This window comes from Parathalassolituus penaei, assembly GCF_026626885.1.
Taxonomy (GTDB): domain Bacteria; phylum Pseudomonadota; class Gammaproteobacteria; order Pseudomonadales; family Oceanobacteraceae; genus Oceanobacter; species Oceanobacter penaei.
This window is the reverse complement of record NZ_JAPNOA010000029.1, coordinates 178,668-194,359: the sequence shown is the minus strand read 5'-3', so window position 1 is coordinate 194,359 and position 15,692 is coordinate 178,668. Positions and strand designations below refer to the sequence as shown.

Annotated in this window: 12 protein-coding genes; 9 read left to right on the top strand and 3 right to left on the bottom strand. The window is 54.5% G+C overall.

The genetic code is table 11. The features are described from left to right. Positions 1–6: 6 nt before the first annotated feature. Entirely contained in the window at positions 7–1,332 is a 1,326-nt protein-coding gene (locus OUO13_RS12240) for an RsmB/NOP family class I SAM-dependent RNA methyltransferase (protein ID WP_283174175.1), read from the bottom strand. Positions 1,333–1,513: 181 nt separating this feature from the next. Between OUO13_RS12240 and OUO13_RS12235 the strand changes: the two genes are divergently transcribed. Further along, positions 1,514–2,077 carry a PhnA domain-containing protein gene (locus tag OUO13_RS12235; RefSeq protein ID WP_283174174.1) on the top strand — a complete coding sequence of 188 codons (564 nt, stop codon included), beginning with the start codon at positions 1,514–1,516 and terminating at the stop codon, positions 2,075–2,077. Positions 2,078–2,088: 11 nt separating this feature from the next. Here OUO13_RS12235 and OUO13_RS12230 read toward each other — a convergent pair whose 3' ends face one another. Next, positions 2,089–4,497, bottom strand: a complete 2,409-nt coding sequence (locus OUO13_RS12230; RefSeq protein ID WP_283174173.1) for a putative bifunctional diguanylate cyclase/phosphodiesterase — start codon at positions 4,495–4,497, stop codon at positions 2,089–2,091. 431 nt (positions 4,498–4,928) lie between these two features. On the opposite strand from OUO13_RS12230, the gene tmpT reads away from it, so the two are divergent. After that, positions 4,929–5,594, top strand: coding sequence for a thiopurine S-methyltransferase (tmpT, locus tag OUO13_RS12225; RefSeq protein WP_283174172.1), 666 nt, complete (start codon positions 4,929–4,931; stop codon positions 5,592–5,594). A 27-nt stretch (positions 5,595–5,621) separates the two neighbouring features. On the opposite strand, the gene tsaA is transcribed toward tmpT, so the two are convergent. Beyond that, complete coding sequence (gene tsaA / locus OUO13_RS12220) at positions 5,622–6,323, bottom strand: tRNA (N6-threonylcarbamoyladenosine(37)-N6)-methyltransferase TrmO (RefSeq protein ID WP_283174171.1); 702 nt, start codon at positions 6,321–6,323, stop codon at positions 5,622–5,624. A gap of 181 nt (positions 6,324–6,504) precedes the next feature. Here tsaA and OUO13_RS12215 point away from each other — a divergent pair, with 181 nt between their 5' ends. From OUO13_RS12215 to OUO13_RS12185, 7 genes are all read left to right on the top strand, one after another. Continuing rightward, on the top strand, positions 6,505–7,557 hold the full coding sequence (locus OUO13_RS12215; RefSeq protein WP_428982338.1) for a DUF2333 family protein: 1,053 nt from the start codon (positions 6,505–6,507) through the stop codon (positions 7,555–7,557). Positions 7,558–7,786: 229 nt separating this feature from the next. Next, complete coding sequence (locus OUO13_RS12210) at positions 7,787–10,777, top strand: TonB-dependent receptor domain-containing protein (RefSeq protein WP_283174170.1); 2,991 nt, start codon at positions 7,787–7,789, stop codon at positions 10,775–10,777. A gap of 100 nt (positions 10,778–10,877) precedes the next feature. Beyond that, on the top strand, positions 10,878–12,317 hold the full coding sequence (locus tag OUO13_RS12205) for a hypothetical protein (protein ID WP_283174169.1): 1,440 nt from the start codon (positions 10,878–10,880) through the stop codon (positions 12,315–12,317). 287 nt (positions 12,318–12,604) lie between these two features. After that, positions 12,605–13,363: a DUF3450 domain-containing protein gene (locus tag OUO13_RS12200; protein ID WP_283174168.1), complete on the top strand. Its 759-nt coding sequence runs from the start codon at positions 12,605–12,607 to the stop codon at positions 13,361–13,363. Then, a complete protein-coding gene (locus OUO13_RS12195) occupies positions 13,363–14,733 on the top strand; it encodes a MotA/TolQ/ExbB proton channel family protein (RefSeq protein ID WP_283174167.1) in 1,371 nt (456 codons plus the stop codon). The genes OUO13_RS12200 and OUO13_RS12195 overlap by 1 nt, the downstream gene beginning before the upstream one ends. 6 nt (positions 14,734–14,739) lie before the next feature. Continuing rightward, positions 14,740–15,261 (top strand): MotA/TolQ/ExbB proton channel family protein, encoded by a 522-nt coding sequence (locus OUO13_RS12190; protein WP_283174166.1) that lies wholly within the window; start codon positions 14,740–14,742, stop codon positions 15,259–15,261. 18 nt (positions 15,262–15,279) lie between these two features. Next, a complete protein-coding gene (locus OUO13_RS12185) occupies positions 15,280–15,690 on the top strand; it encodes an ExbD/TolR family protein (RefSeq protein ID WP_283174165.1) in 411 nt (136 codons plus the stop codon). Positions 15,691–15,692 lie beyond the last annotated feature (2 nt).

Here is a 15,692-nt window from a genome sequence, read left to right as displayed (position 1 = left end):
CGACCCTCAAGGGCGGCTCAGTACAGCCACAAACATGCTGTCGCTGTCGGATACCGGGGCTCCCAGCATCTTTTGTTCAACCAGACAGAATTCCGGATTGGCGGCCAGGAATGCTGCTACCACATCTTCGTTTTCCGCTACCTGCCAGCTGCAGGTGGCGTATACCAGACGACCACCCGGGCGCAGTGCTTTGCTGGCTTGTGCCAGAATACGGCCTTGCAGGGCTGCCAGTTCGCGGGTGTTGTGGTTATCCAGACGCCAGCGGGCATCCGGATTACGACGCCAGGTGCCGCTGTTGGAGCATGGTGCGTCAACCAGAATACGGTCGAAGCCTTGCTGACGAGCGATTTCAGCTGGCAGGCGCAGTGGTGCATCGGCATCCCAGGTAAAGCTGCGGATGTTGCTGATACCGGCACGTTTGGCACGGCGCTTCAGCTCTTCCAGTTTGTAGGCGTGCAGATCGGTTGCAACCACGGCGCCTTTACCTGCCAGAGCACGGGCCAGCGTCAGTGACTTGCCGCCAGCGCCGGCGCAGGCGTCCCACACCTTGTGACCTGGTTTGACGTCTACTGCATCGCAGATTTGCTGGCTGGCGAGATCCTGTACCTCGAACTGGCCATTCTTCCAGCCATTGGTGAGGGTGATGTCCTTGCCGCCGGTGGCATACAGGTGACCTTGATATTCACCCACTTGTACGCCTTCTTCGCTCAACGCTTGCTGCAGCGCTGCGGCATCGGCCATGTTGGCCAGACGCAGCCACAGCGGTGGACGACTGGTTTGCATACGCACCAGACGGGCCAGTTGCTTGTCGTCCCAGCCACTTTTCTCGGCACGTTTGAACAGCAGAGCTTCCCAGGTTGGACGCAGGCCGTGGGCCAGCAGGAAGGTGGCGTTTTCTTCAAGGCTGTCGGCCTGCGCCTTGAAGGCATTAAAGTGTTCGCGACGCGCTTTCTGCTCTTCCAGACTGTGTGGCAGACGCCAGTCGCTGTTGCTGCACAGCTGAATCCAGTACCAGAAGTGAGATGGGCTGCTGCTCAGTGGTGTATCGGCCTGCCAACGGGAATCCCAGGTTTTCCAATCATCATAGGTTGGATCGCGGAAGGTCAGTTCCAGAGCGTCGGCCAGTTGGCGGTAACGCAGGGCTTCCATCATGGCGTTGTTGATGGCCATACGGAAAGCCGGGCTTTGTTGACGCTGGCTACGGGAGTACTGGCGCAACCAGCGATCCAGTGGCTGCACCGGGCTGGTATCACTCCAGTCCTGCCAGATGTTGATCAGGTCACGGTAGGTCAGGAGAAAAGTATTGGAATTCTGGCGTTCTTGACGGGACATATGGGTATTTCACGTAAGCGGGCGCAGCCCGGAGATGTTAGGGCAGTATGGTAGCGGAAAGCGGGGTTGGCTGCCCGGTTATCTGGAGGAAAGCGGCTGCCTGTCGTCCAGAATTGGATAAAACACTGGCGTTGTCAGGCTTCTTCTGCATAATGCCCGCTTTTTTTAAGGGGAAATTCCGGTGAGTATTGAGCAAACCCTGACTGCCCGTAGCAATGGCTGCTGTGAACTCTGTGGTGCCAGCAACGATCTGGCGATTTACGCCGTTCCCCCACAAGAACTGGCATCCTCTGACAACCACGTTCTGCTGTGTGGCACCTGCAAACCTCAGGTTGAAGGCGCCGATCTGGATGCCAATCACTGGCGTTGTCTGAACGACAGCATGTGGAGCCAGGTGCCGGTGGTGCAGGTTATGGCCTACCGTATGCTGAAGCGTCTGGGTGCGGAAACCTGGGCTCAGGATGCACTGGAAATGCTGTATCTGGACGATGACACTCGCAAATGGGCGGATTCCGGTCTGGTGTCCGATGATTCCGAGCCGGTGCTGGACAGCAACGGTGCTCGTCTGGCCGCTGGTGACAACGTTACCCTGATCAAGGATCTGGACGTCAAAGGCGCCAACTTCACGGCCAAACGTGGCACCGTGGTGCGTGGTATCTCCCTGAGCGACAATCCAAAACACATCGAAGGCAAAATCAATGGTCAGCGTATCGTGATTGTTGCCGCCTACGTGAAGAAAGCCTGATCCGGTTTTCGTCAGCTGTTGCGGTCAGTTCTGCTCAGGACTGGCCGTACCAGGGTTCTGCTGAATTCCTGTGCCGTCATGGGAGGGAAGATGTGGAACCCCTGGGCAATATCGCAGCCCAACTCCCTCAGAATGTGCAGTGACTCGGTGTTTTCAACACCTTCGGCCACCACATCCATATCCAGTGCCCGTGCCATATCAATAATGGCTCCCACAATGGTTCTGGCGCTTGGTTCGTTAACGATCTCGCGTACAAACGAACGATCAATCTTGATCTTGTCGAATGGAAAACGGCGCAGGTAGGCCAGCGACGAATAACCGGTACCGAAGTCATCCAGGGCTATTTTGACGCCCATATCTCGTAGCTGCTGGAGTTTTTCCAGTGCGCCCTGTGAGTCTCCCAGCAAGACGTTTTCGGTGATTTCCAGTTCGAGCCGATGCGGTGGGACATCGTATTGCATGAGAGTGTCGTGAATCTGGGCGACAATGGCCGGATTCCCCAGCTGTACCGGCGAAATATTTACCGACAAGGTCATGTCAACTTTCCAGTCCGCCAGATACTGGCAGGCCTGTTGCAAAACCTGCAGTCCGAGTTCGTGAATCAGACCGGTTTCCTCGGCGACTTCGACAAAGAGTGCAGGGGAAACCTGGCCTAACTGAGGATCAAACCAGCGCGCCAGTGCCTCAACGCCTACCAGATGGCCGCTCTGGATGTGGCGCTGCGGCTGGTACATCAGTGTGATGTCATGCTTCTGAAGTGCGAGGCGTAGTGCCTGTTCAATTCGATGACGACTGTGTGCCCGTTCGGCCATGGCTGGAATAAATCGGATGGCTCGGCCGCGGCCATTCCCTTTGGCCTGATACAGGGCGAGGTCGGCATGTTTCAGAACTTCTTCCGGTAGCCCACCATCGTCAGGTACGCAGGCAATACCAATACTGGCTCCGACCGAGACGTTTACACCACGTAACTGACAGCTCTGGTGCAGGCTGCCCAGCAAACGTTGGGCGATCTCGTCTACCTGCTGCTGGCTGTGAATATGGCGCAGGATAATCGCAAACTCGTCACCACCGGTTCGTGCAACCAGATCACCGCTACGGGTGTGGTGGCGTAGCCGCTCTGCCACGACCTTGAGCAGCAGGTCGCCGGTGTCGTGGCCAAAGGTGTCGTTAACGGCCTTGAAGCGGTCAAGGTCAATACAGAGCAGAGCATGGCGTTCGTTATCCTGACGGCAGCCACGTAAGGATTCTTCAAGCTGGTTTTGAAACCAGTGTCGATTGGCAAGGCCGGTCACACTGTCCTCGTGGGCCAGCTGCCAGATACGTTGCTGGGCCTGATGACTGTGGGTGATATCAGCAATAACACCACGCCAGTTGCCCTCTGGTGTCGGCTTGGCCGTAATCGACCACCAGTGCAGCTGCTGGTTGACACTCACCGGCAACTCAAGATCACGGAAGGCGCGTTTGCCACCCAGGGCCGTCTGGAATTGCAGAAATTGGGCATGAGCACTGCTGCGTAAATCATCGGGCAATGCTTCCTGCAGCAGCTGGATCATGCTGGGGAAATGTTGCCGTTCCAGACTCTGGCGGTGGTCGCCAAACAGATCGTTGAGACGGGTATTGGTACGCAGCACGCGCAGGTCCTGCCCGATTTCCCATAAGACATCCGCCGTGCTTTGTTCAAAGTCGTTGAGCAGCAGGCTGATGACCTGGTTTTGCTGTTCTGAGGCTATGTCGGCCAGGACATGGGCTCGGAAAACCGCAGCTGCATGCAGGATGTTTACTGCCAGAATGGCCAGATAGACCAGCAACAGCAGAATCAGGTAGTGCCCGATACTGGTATCCGTCTGTAGCAGAGCGCCGACAGAAGCCGCTCCCAGAATACCCATAAACACCAGTGCTGCCTGTGGCAACGTCGTGAAAACGAAGCCACCGGCACACATCATGCCGGCGGTGATGGCTGTAAGGAACAACTGTTGCTCTAACCCGCTACTGGTATACAGGAACAGTGGTGGTATTGCCCACATGGCTGCCATAACGGCGGAATGGATGGTGGTACGCCTGACCGCGCGTTCAGATGCGCGTAACCAAGGTTCAGTACGTAGCGTAAAACGGTACCAGTTGTAAGTGGCAAAGCCCCACAGCAGGAGTTGTGCTGCAGCCCAGATTAATAAGGGTTGCAGGTAAGGTGTGCTCTGAAAAACCGCCAGAGTCAGCAAGACATCAAGGACGTTGGCAATGGCATTCAGTGGCGTCAGGCGTGTTACCGACGCCAGTTGCCGGGCACGCAAGCGCGACAAGGCATCGTCGCTAATGCCCTGTGAAGATAAAGCCTGTGTCTGGTCGTTGCGGCGAGCGCCTTCCAGATCCGGAAAAACAGGCACTATCAACAACAGCAGCTTGCGTAAACGGTCGCTCAGCACATGTGTGCCTCTTTTCGAGCCATCAAGCCTTTTATTCTAGCGCTTGCTGGTGGAAAAGAGCTGTTGTTAATTGTGATTAGAACATCCGTGTCAGTGTTCACAACCCGTTGGGGGTGAGTTGGGAACCAGTCCTGAGAGGCCGCGTGCCAGAGATTACGACCTCTGTCATATGTGGAGCAGAAAGCGTGCCAGCGTTTTTTGTCTGTTTCTGGCGCAATCAGCGTTTGAATTGACGTTTTTTTGACCTGTTGCTGAGCGAGAGAGCGGAAAGTTGCCCTTCGATGGTGCGTCTGATCAGAGTGTGGACCTCAATGGCTCAGACGTATGGATTGGCAGCTGCTGTCCAGATGCTGGTGTGTTCTCTGCTGGAGCGGGGTTCAGCACGGATGTATGCTTGATGGGTTATGAATAGTTGAAGGCAGGAGAGGGTTGTGGATCACGAGTTCTGGCTGGATAAATGGCAACGCAATGAAATCGGTTTTCACCTCGATGAGGTGAACAGCTCGCTGGTGGTCGCGTGGCCTCAGCTTGGCGTGGAAAGTGGTCGGATTCTGGTTCCTCTTTGTGGCAAATCGATTGATATGCTCTGGCTTCTGCATCAGGGGCTTGATGTGGTTGGTATCGAGTTGAGCCCGCTGGCACTGGAAGCATTGCGTACCACAATTGCCGATCATCTTGGTTGGGAGTTCATCCGCACTGAGCGTGATGGTGTGGTGGTGTACGAGCATGATCGTGTGCTGTTGATCGAGGGTGATCTGTTTGCAGTCAAACCGGAAACCTGTGGCGAGATTACCGCAGTGTACGACCGGGCGGCGATGGTGGCACTGCCAGCGGCGATGCGCGATCGTTATCGCGAGCAGATTCTGGCTCTGTCGAAGTCGGCACCACAGTTGCTGATTACGCTGGATTACGACCAGAGCGTCGCGGGCGGCCCGCCATTTGCGGTCAGTGATGCCGAAGTCCGCAAGGCTCTGGAAAGGCACTTCACCATTCGTTGTCAGGACGAGCGCGAGCTGATCGATCAGGAACCTCGCTTCAAGGCCAAAGGCCTGACGTCATTTGTACAACGTACTTACCTGCTGACACCGTTGGCCTGAAGCCGCGGTGAATACTGGCCTGACTCTTCAGGCCAGTTTCTCGACTGCCAACACGCGGATGCAATCCGCGGTCGGGTAGTGCCAACGAACATCCACATCGTAAAACCCGGCTCCGTACTCGCGTTCAGGTTGTGGCGTCTGATAGGCCGGACGCGGGTCTTGGGCCAGACACTGCTCAATCAGTTCCTGTAATGGTTGTTGCAGACGTGCCTGCTGAACTTCAACCTGCAGCCGGGCCTCTGATGACCATTCGACCTGAATCGCAGCGGGGGCATCCGGTGCTAACGCGCTGGTAGCGTGGGGCAGGCAATCCGCATAAGGGATATAGGGTTTGATGTCGATGATGGGGGTGCCATCCATCAGATCAATTCCCGATACACGGATGCTGGTGCCATTGATACTTTCGAGTTTTACCAGCGACTGGCCAATACCGTTGGGGCGGTGGCTGCTGCGGGTGGCAAATACGCCCATACGTTCGTTGCCGCCGAGACGGGGAGGACGTACGCGCAGGCGTGGCGGTTTGTCAGGATCGGGCAGGGCCTGGTGAAACAGAAAAATCAGCCACACATGGCTGTTGAGTTCCAGTCCTTCAAATGCGGCTGCCTGGTCGAACGGTGGTTGCAACTCGATGGTGCCAATGGCGGCAGGAGCCAGCATGGGCTGACGAGGAATGGCAAACTTTTCCCGAAACGGGGTGCGAGCAATGGCAACGGGTTGGATCTGGTACATCGGTGAGTCCAAAGGTCTGATTCCGGATCAGTGTGAGGACACACTGGCTGCGGCGATTTAACCGGAACCAATCCCCCCTGACAACGTTGTGTTACCGACATATACACGGTTTGAAGGTTGTCGAGGGCCGGGATGGCAAGTAGTCTTTGGGTAATTGGTTAATTGATTGATGGAGACAGCAATGGCGCTGGAAGATTCGGAAGGCTTGCAGGCAATCCGTGAACGCTGGGCGAATGTGTGGGCGAACGGTGGTCCGGTTCGGATGGCCGTGGCGGCACTGATCATTCTGCTGATACTGGCATCGGTGCTGGTGGGGGTGTACTGGAGCTCTGAACCGGAGAGTTTTTCCGTTCGTGAAGTTGCCACCGCCAAGGCCGAAAAAATGGGTGTGCAACCTGTGGTCGGTTTTACCAGTGTGGCGACCCTGATCAAGGTTTCCTCCACTCTGCTGGACAAGCCGGGCGGCTACCTGAGTAATGATATGTTCCCGCCGGGCGTTTTCCTCGACAACATCCCGAGCTGGGAATTTGGGGTGCTGGTGCAGGTACGTGATTATTCTCGTGCGCTGCGCAAGGATCTGAGCCGCTCCCAGAGCCAGTCGACCGAAGATCGTGATCTGGCGATTGCCGAACCACAATTCAACTTTGACAGTGAAAGCTGGGCGGTGCCTTCGTCTGAGTCTGAATACCGTCGTGGCATCAAGGCGCTCGACAGCTATCTGGTACGTTTGGCCGATCCTCAGCAGCCTCAGGCACAGTTTTATGCCCGTGCTGACAACCTGCGCCAGTGGCTGCAGGATGTTGAAACCCGTCTGGGCAGTCTGTCGCAGCGTCTGAGTGCATCAGTAGGCAAACGTCGTCTGAATACCGATTTGTCGGGTGAGGCATCTGCCCAGCAATCCACTCCGGGTCATTACGATCAGGACATCAAAACTCCGTGGACCCAGATCGACGATGTGTTCTATGAAGCACGTGGCAGCGCCTGGGCGCTGGCGCATCTGTTGCGGGCTACCGAAGTGGATTTCCACGACGTTCTGCAGAACAAGAATGCTCTGGTGAGTCTGCGTCAGATCATCCGTGAACTGGAAGCGACCCAGGAAACCGTATGGTCACCGATGATTCTGAACGGCAGTGGTTTTGGTATGTTCGCGAACCATTCTCTGGTAATGGCGTCATATATCAGCCGCGCCAATGCCGCCATCGCTGACCTTCGTGAACTGCTCGCCCAGGGCTGATTCATACTTTCTAACACCCGCTCAATTCGAGCGGGTGTCGATGTGCCTTTCATATAACTGTCACTTTTTTTCAATCCCGGTGTAATAAATCGTCAACATACTCGCGCTTCCAGATTTTCCATGCAGGGAGGATGGAAGAGCGCAGAGACCCTTGTTGTCCCTGAAAACCGCCCTGCGGTATTTGTTCTTCCGGTTTCCTGCTCATGTATCCGAATGTTCAGGGGGCCTGATGAAACCGACCCGTTTGCTGCTGACTGCAGCCTCATCCTTGCTTGTATCCCAGGTGATGGCTGGTGAAGCCGTTTTTTATCTGATCGAAGACGGTGCAGCGCTGAAAGACGTTACCGTGACATTAAATGGTCAGAAACGCTTGTCTGGCAGTGATGGTTTCGCAAGCTTCGACAATCTGCCCGCTGGCAGTCACTCCGTTGTGGTGTCCCAGATGGGCGAACAACTGGGTGAGTTCCAATTCGACACCGCATCCGCTGCTGAAAATGCCGAAATCGTCGTTGAGATGATTGGTGGCGAAGCAATTGAAGAAGTAGTGCTGTATACCCCGGGTCAGGCGGATGCCCAGCTGGCTGGCAAGATTTCCGGCGTTCTGCTGTCGGATGAAACTGCCGGTCCGATTGTCGGTGCACGTATCTCTGTTGAAGGTACCGAAGTGGGTGTAATGACCGACGCCGATGGTGCTTTTACGCTGGATCTGCCACGCGGTCAGTACAACCTCACCGTTTCCCACCCGAACTACGGCAAGCGTGACGTGCGTAACCTGCACGTGATCGGCAATAACACCACCGCTCTGAATCTGGGCATGAGCATGGCCGGTAACGGTTCTATTGAAGAAGTGGTGGCCGTTGGTTCCTATATGCCGACCACCGGTGCAGCTCAGGAGCGCGATTCTTCCGCTGTGCTGGAAGCCATTGGTACCGAGCAGATGGCTCGTTTCGGCGATTCCAGCGCTGCTTCTGCCCTGAAACGTGTTGCCGGTGTATCCGTCGTTGGCGGTCAGTTCGCAGTGGTGCGTGGTTTGCAAGGTCGTTACATTTCTTCCACCCTCAACGGTGGTTTGATGCCAAGTACCGACCCTATGCGTCGTGACGTGCCGCTTGACCTGTTCCCGGCAGCGGTACTGGGTGGTATCAACATCCAGAAAACCTACACGCCAGACATGCCAGGCGACGCTACTGGCGGCATCATCCAGATGACCACCAAAGGTCTGCCGGATGAGCCTGTGAACAAGCTGAGTGTGGATATGGGGATGAACAACCGTACCACGTTCAGTGATATCAACAGCTACGAAGGCGGCAGCTCCGACTGGCTGGGTGTGGATGATGGCACCCGTGAAATGCCATCCGCCATCGCCAGCAACTTCGTTGGCTCCAAAGGCCTGACTTACTGTTCTTCCGGTTCCGGTGATCCTCTCTGTACCTATCCGGCGGAAATGGTCGGCATGGCAACTTCTCTGGATCACAACTACAACGTTCAGCAGACGTCTGCCAAACCGGCACGTGGTTTCTCCTACGGTTTTGGTGATCGTATCGAGAGCTCTGGTGACGGTGAATATGGTTACTACGGCGCTGTTCAGTACAAGGACGCTACCGAGGCCCGTCACGACGCGACCGTTAACGATGATGATCGCAGTGGTTCCTACGAGCGTAGCAAGCGCAAGATCGATACAACTGCATACCTGGTCGGTGGTTATGAAACCGCTGAAACCACGTTGCTGAGCAAAACCACGATTTTGCGCAAGACTGACAACACCACCAAAACCTCCAGTGTTTATGACAGTTCTGCCGACCAGCAGATCAACAAGGTGCTGATGCAGTGGACCGAGCGTCAGTTCCTGGGTCAGCAGTTCAGTGGTGAACACCTGTTTGCAGACGATACCCAGCAGCTGAACTGGCATGTGGGTGTGGCACAGACCAAGCGTGATGAGCCGGACCGTCGTGCATACAGCTATATCAACGGTGTTTTTATTCCGTCTACCCTGGAGCGTCGTTTCTCCGAGCTGACAGAAGATGCACTGGATGCCGGTGTTGATTACCGCATTGAAACCATGCTGACCGACGACATCGGTCTGACTGTGAAAACCGGTCTGATGGCATCCCAAAAAGACCGTACTGTGGATATGACCCGTGTTGGTGTGGCGACAACCGGTGCTGGTCTGGACACTACCCAGAACATCGAGGCCATCGTTAACGATGCCAACTTCCAGAATGGTCAGCTGATTCTGGCTAACCGCACCACCAACACTGACAGTTATGAAGCCAGCGATAACGTAACTGCTGCCTACGCTTCCGGTGAAGTGGATTTTGGTGACGTTCAGGTTCTGGCAGGTGCCCGTATGGAAGATTCCGAGCAAACTCTGGATTACCCATATTCAAGCGCCAATTCCAACAAGCTGAAATCCAGTGATGTATTACCAGTGGTATCGGCTAACTGGCAATATAACGAAGAGCTGCAATTGCGCGCAGCTGTGAGTAAAACCCTGTCTCGTCCTGGCCTGACTGAATTGTCGGAATCAGTTCAATACGATCCTGAAACTGACGAAGAAGTATATGGTAACCCGGATCTGGTTATCTCCAAGATTGATAACCTTGATTTGCGTGCGGAATACTACTTCTCTGAAGAAGAGAATATTTCGTTTGCAGTATTCAACAAGATGATTGCTGATCCGATTGAACGTACCGTTATGGATGCTTCTGGCAGTGCTGCCAGTGGTACTACCTTCCGTAATGAAAAGTCTGCTGATCTGACCGGCCTCGAACTGGATTTCCGTATCAATACTCTGGATACCGATACCTGGACTGGTTTTGTCAGCGGTAACTATTCCTACATTGACGCGGTTGTGAATCTGAGTGACGACAGCGCCCGTCTGGAAGGCAAGGATTCACGCCAGCTGCAGGGGCAATCCCGTAATCTGGCCAACTTCCAGATCGGTTTCGACCATCTGCCAAGCGCCCAGAGTATCACTTTGCTGGTTAACAGCTTCAGTGACCGTATTCACCTGACCTCCCGTGCTGATGATCCGATTATCGAAGATGCACGTATTACCCTTGATCTTGCTTACGAATATGAAATCGATGAGCAAATGTCGGTGAAAGCCAAGGCCGGTAATATTACCGACTCCAGGGTTTCCTATAGCCAGGGTGGTAGCACTATCGAGAGCTATCATGAGGGTATGGATATCAGTGCCGGTTTCTCCTACGAGTTCTGATAGTAAAAATTCAGATATCGTCAGTTTTTTTAATCGATATGTAATAAAGTCGACCTAGGATAACGGTCGACTTCATTACCAAACTCCTGAGGGCTGTATCATGGAATTCAAAAAGAAATATCTGGTTGCCGCGCTGCTGGCTGCTACTACTGCTTCTATCGTAGGTTGTGGTGGTTCTTCATCTTCATCTAATAAAGACACCGGCAACACTGATACCGACACTGATACCGAAGTAACTTACGATTTCGTAACCTGTAACTCTGACGAAACCGTATGTACCCTGGAAGGTACTGTAGACAAGGACTACACCATGAAAGCGGGTGTGGAATACCGTCTGAACGGTTTTGTAACCGTTGGTGCTGGTAACGTTGAACTGGCTGACGCTGCTGCTGTAACTGCTGCGAAGTCTGCTGGTGTTACCCTGACCATCGAGCCAGGCGTAGAAGTTAAAGCTTACAACACTGGTGTTCTGCTGGTTACCCGTGGTTCCAAGCTGATGGCTGAAGGTACTGCTGCTGCTCCAATCACTTTCTCTTCTGTTCAGGACGACAACTACGACGGTCTGGGCGAATGGGGTGGTGTGGTTATTCAGGGTTTCGCTCCACAATACGGCCTGGGTGACACTGGCGTATGTTATGGCACTGGTACCGTATGTAACGTAGCCGGTGAAGGCGGCGACGGCATCGGTTACTTCGGTGGTAACGACATGGCTGACAACAGCGGTGTTATGAAATACGTTCGTATCGCTGAAGCCGGTAAAGTGGCTGGTCCAGACAACGAAATCAACGGTCTGTCCCTGCAGGGTGTTGGTTCTGGTACCACTATCGATTACATCCAGATCCACAACAGCCTGGACGATGGTATCGAGTGGTTCGGTGGTAACGTGAACGTGACCCACGCTGTTCTGACCAACAACGACGACGACGATATCGACTTCGACGAAGGCTTCCAGGGCAACATCCAGTACGCCATCGTTCTGAAGAACCAGTCTGCTACTGCTACTCCATCTGGTACCAACGACCCACGCGGTATCGAAGGTAACTCTGACCTGTCTTCCAACAAGCAGGTTTCTGCTACTCACGCCGCTCTGAGCAACATCACCCTGATCGGTGGTGCTATCAACAACGGCCAGCCAGCTGCCAAGCTGCGTGGTGAAGTGAACGCTGACCTGTCCAAAGTGGTTGCTACCGGTTTCGCTTCTGGCTGTCTGGAAGTGAAGAGCAGCGAAGCAACCAACGTGTCTGTACAAGACATGGTGTGTGACAGCACTGACGCTCTGCTGAAAAACGACTCTCCAGCTACCGGTTCCCTGATCAGCTCTGCTGCTGCTATCACCCTGAACGCTGCTGGTGCTGTTCTGAACGCTGAAGCTGTTGCTACTTCTATCACTGCTGACGTAACTGCAGTAGATAACGGTTCTGACTTCGCTTTCGACGCTACCACCTACGCTGGTGCTGTTAACCCTAACGGTACTGACAACTGGACTTCCGGTTGGGTTATCGAAGGTTCCCTGGACACTCTGACTGCTGTTAACCAGTAATCAGAAGACCAGCAGGTCCGCTCTGGCAGACCTGACCCAAAGCGCCTTTCACAAGGCGCTTTTTTATGACCCTCTGCTTTTATAGATGCTGATATCAGGAGTTACCGGTACGGACGCCGGACTGCCACTGACGGCATGCTTTCATGATCTGTGCGCTGACAAAAATGTTACAACATTACAAAAAGTGTAATATATGTGTCACGTCATGCGTGTAGTCTTCGCTTTCATTTTTTAACGCCTGTATTTTGTCAGGCAAAACGATGTTTAAACGGGTAACAGATATGCCTATGCAACTGCGAACTCGCAACCTTCTGGCCGCTGCCATTCTGGCGTCCGGTGTTGTGTTCGGTGCCAATGCAGCCGATGTGGAAACTGTGATCGACAAGGGCGCCAACCGCGCAGCCCAGGCACAGCAGGCACAGCAAAAAATCGATTCCATCGATGACACCACTCGCAGTGCGGAACGCGATTATCGCGCTGCTATCAAGGAAGCCGATGGTCTCAAAGTGTATATCCAGCAACTCGACAAGCAGCTGGCCAGCCAGCAGTCCGAGCTTGACGGTATTGAGAAGAGCATTGATCAGGTGACTCTGGTTGAACGCCAGATCACCCCGCTGATGCTGCGTATGATCGACGCCATTGATCAGTTTGTGCAGGCCGATGTGCCGTTCCGTGTTGAAGAGCGCGCCAAGCGCGTTGACGGTCTGAAAGACCTGATGGGCCGTGCAGACGTCAGCGTTGCTGAAAAGTATCGCAAGGTGATGGACGCTTATCTGCGTGAAATGGACTACGGTCGTACCATCGAGTCTTACCGTGGCAACCTGGACGGTCGTGAAGTCGACTTCCTGCGGGTTGGCCGTATTTCCCTGATTTACCAGACTCTGGACGGCCATGAGCTGGGTGTGTTTAACCAGAATTCCCGCCAGTGGCAACCGCTGGACGCCGAGTACAAGAGCAAGGTGATGGCGGCAATCCGCATCGCTCGTGAACAGGCAGCGCCTGATCTCATCAAGGTACCGGTAGCGGCTCCACAGGAGGCCAAATAATGAAGTTCAAGGCAATGATTCTGGCCGCTGCCATGGCCGTTGGCTGTCACGCTGTACAGGCAGCTGAAGCGACATCCGTTAACGATCTGCTGAAACTGGTTCAACAGGGTCAGGCTCGTGATGACCAGCAGACCCGTGAGCGTATGGCACGTTTTAACGCTGCTCACAGTGAGCAGGAAAGCATGCTGGCGGAAGCGCGTCGTGAAGTATCAGCTCTGGAAGCCGACAGTGTGCGCAAGGAACAACTGTTCCAGAGCAATGAAACCCGTCTGGCGGAATCCCAGGATCGTCTGACTGAGCGAATGGGCAGCCTGAAAGAGCTGTTCGGTGTGCTGCAGCAGGTTTCCGGTGATACCCGTTCCGTGTTCGAAGGTTCGGTGATCAGTGCTGAACTGCCAGGCCGCAACGAATTCCTGAGTGCTCTGATCAAGAGCGCCGGTTCTTCTTCCAACATGCCATCGGTTGAGTCTCTTGAGCGTCTGTGGTTCGAGATGCAGCGTGAAATGACTTACAGCGGTCAGGTCAGCAAGTTTGCGACTGACGTGGTGTTGCCAACGGGCGAAAGCACTCGCAAGAACGTGGTTCGTGTTGGTGGTTTCAACCTGGTAGCGGATGGCAAGTTCCTGAACTGGGATATGGAATCCGCACGCGTAGTCGAGCTGGATAAACAGCCTGGCAGCCGTTACAACGACCCGGTGGTTGCTCTGGAAAAATCTTCTGGTGACCAGCTGACCGGTTTCTGGATTGACCCATCCCGTGGCCAGCTGCTGAAGATCAAGGGCCAGTCTCCTGAGATGACTGACCGTATCGAGCAGGGTGGTGTGGTTGGTTACATCATTATGGGTCTGGGCGGTATCGGTATTCTGCTGGCGTTGGTTCGTATGCTGATGCTGACTCTGGAAGGTGGGCGTATTCGTCGTCAGATGCAGTCGGATGTGGCCGATGAAAACAACGCTTTGGGTCGTGTGATGAGTGTTTACAAGAAGCACCGCAACGCCGATATCGAAACACTTGAACTGCACCTGGGTGAGGCGATTTCTGCTGAGATCCCACGTCTGACCACGGGTATCACCTGGATCAAGATCATCTCTGTGGTGGCTCCGCTGCTGGGTCTGCTGGGTACAGTAACCGGTATGATCGACGTATTCGAAACCATGTCCCTGTTTGGTACTGGTGATCCGAAACTGATGGCGGGTGGTATTTCCCAGGCGCTGGTAACGACCGTTCAAGGTCTGGTGTCTGCGATTCCGTGTGTGTTCCTGCACACCCTGACCAACAACCGCAGCCGTGCCCTGATTCTGATCCTGGAAGAACGTGCGACTGGCATTCTGGCCCGTCAGTCCGAACAACAGTCCAAAGCAGCGGCGTAAGTAACTATGTTCAGCACTTTATACGAACCGGTATACCTGTTCATGGAGCGTGGCGGCGAAGTCCTCTACGCCATCATGGGCCTGGTATTTATCCTCTGGTTGCTGGTGCTGGAACGGGTTGGCTACATCCTGTTTGGCCACCGCTCGGCGGTTGCCGCTGCGGTGGCGGAATGGGAAGCACGCAGCGAGCGCCGCTCCTGGTCGGCGCACCAGATTCGTCAGGATCTGCTGTGCCACCTGTCGATGCAGCTGCAAGCCAACATCAGCACTATTCGCATGCTGGTAGGACTGGCACCGCTGTTCGGTTTGCTGGGTACTGTCTGGGGCATGATCGAAGTATTCGATGTGATGGCCCTGATGGGGAGTGGCAGCCCGAAAGCGATGGCCTCCGGTATTTCCAAAGCCACCATCCCGACCATGGCGGGTATGGTAGGCGCGATTACCGGTGTGTTTGCCCGCAGCTTGCTGGAACGTTTTATCCGGCGCGAACAGATGCGTATCGAAGACAAACTGACCTTCGATCACTAAATTCAAGAGTACAAGATTATGAGACGCGGTTTTTCCAATCTCACGCCACAGTCTGAAGAAGGTGATATCGACATCACCCCGATGCTCGACGTGGTGTTTATCATGCTGATCTTCTTTATCGTGACCGCTTCCTTCGTGAAAGAGTCCGGTATTGAAGTAAACCGTCCGGATGCCAGCACGGCGACTACCCAGTCCCGTGCCAACATTCTGATTGCCATTAACGATCTGGGCGAAATCTGGATCAATAAACGCAAGGTAGAAGAAAGTCAGGTCCGCGCCAACATCGAACGGATGCACGCTGAAAACCCGCAGGGTAGCGTTGTTATCCAGGCTGATGAAGAAGCTCGTACCCGTCTGCTGGTGGCGGTTATGGACGCTGCTCGTCAGGCCGGTGTAACGGATGTGTCTCTCGCTACCGAGGAGCGTTGATC

Excerpts from the sequence above, each read along its gene's own strand:
- OUO13_RS12210 (WP_283174170.1), top strand. The coding sequence starts at position 7,787 with ATGAAACCGACCCGTTTGCTGCTGACTGCAGCCTCATCCTTGCTTGTA.
- OUO13_RS12215 (WP_428982338.1), top strand. The coding sequence starts at position 6,505 with ATGGCGCTGGAAGATTCGGAAGGCTTGCAGGCAATCCGTGAACGCTGG.
- OUO13_RS12185 (WP_283174165.1), top strand. The coding sequence starts at position 15,280 with ATGAGACGCGGTTTTTCCAATCTCACGCCACAGTCTGAAGAAGGTGAT.
- OUO13_RS12205 (WP_283174169.1), top strand. The coding sequence starts at position 10,878 with ATGGAATTCAAAAAGAAATATCTGGTTGCCGCGCTGCTGGCTGCTACT.
- OUO13_RS12195 (WP_283174167.1), top strand. The coding sequence starts at position 13,363 with ATGAAGTTCAAGGCAATGATTCTGGCCGCTGCCATGGCCGTTGGCTGT.
- OUO13_RS12240 (WP_283174175.1), bottom strand. The coding sequence starts at position 1,332 with ATGTCCCGTCAAGAACGCCAGAATTCCAATACTTTTCTCCTGACCTAC.
- OUO13_RS12190 (WP_283174166.1), top strand. The coding sequence starts at position 14,740 with ATGTTCAGCACTTTATACGAACCGGTATACCTGTTCATGGAGCGTGGC.
- OUO13_RS12200 (WP_283174168.1), top strand. The coding sequence starts at position 12,605 with ATGCAACTGCGAACTCGCAACCTTCTGGCCGCTGCCATTCTGGCGTCC.
- tsaA (WP_283174171.1), bottom strand. The coding sequence starts at position 6,323 with ATGTACCAGATCCAACCCGTTGCCATTGCTCGCACCCCGTTTCGGGAA.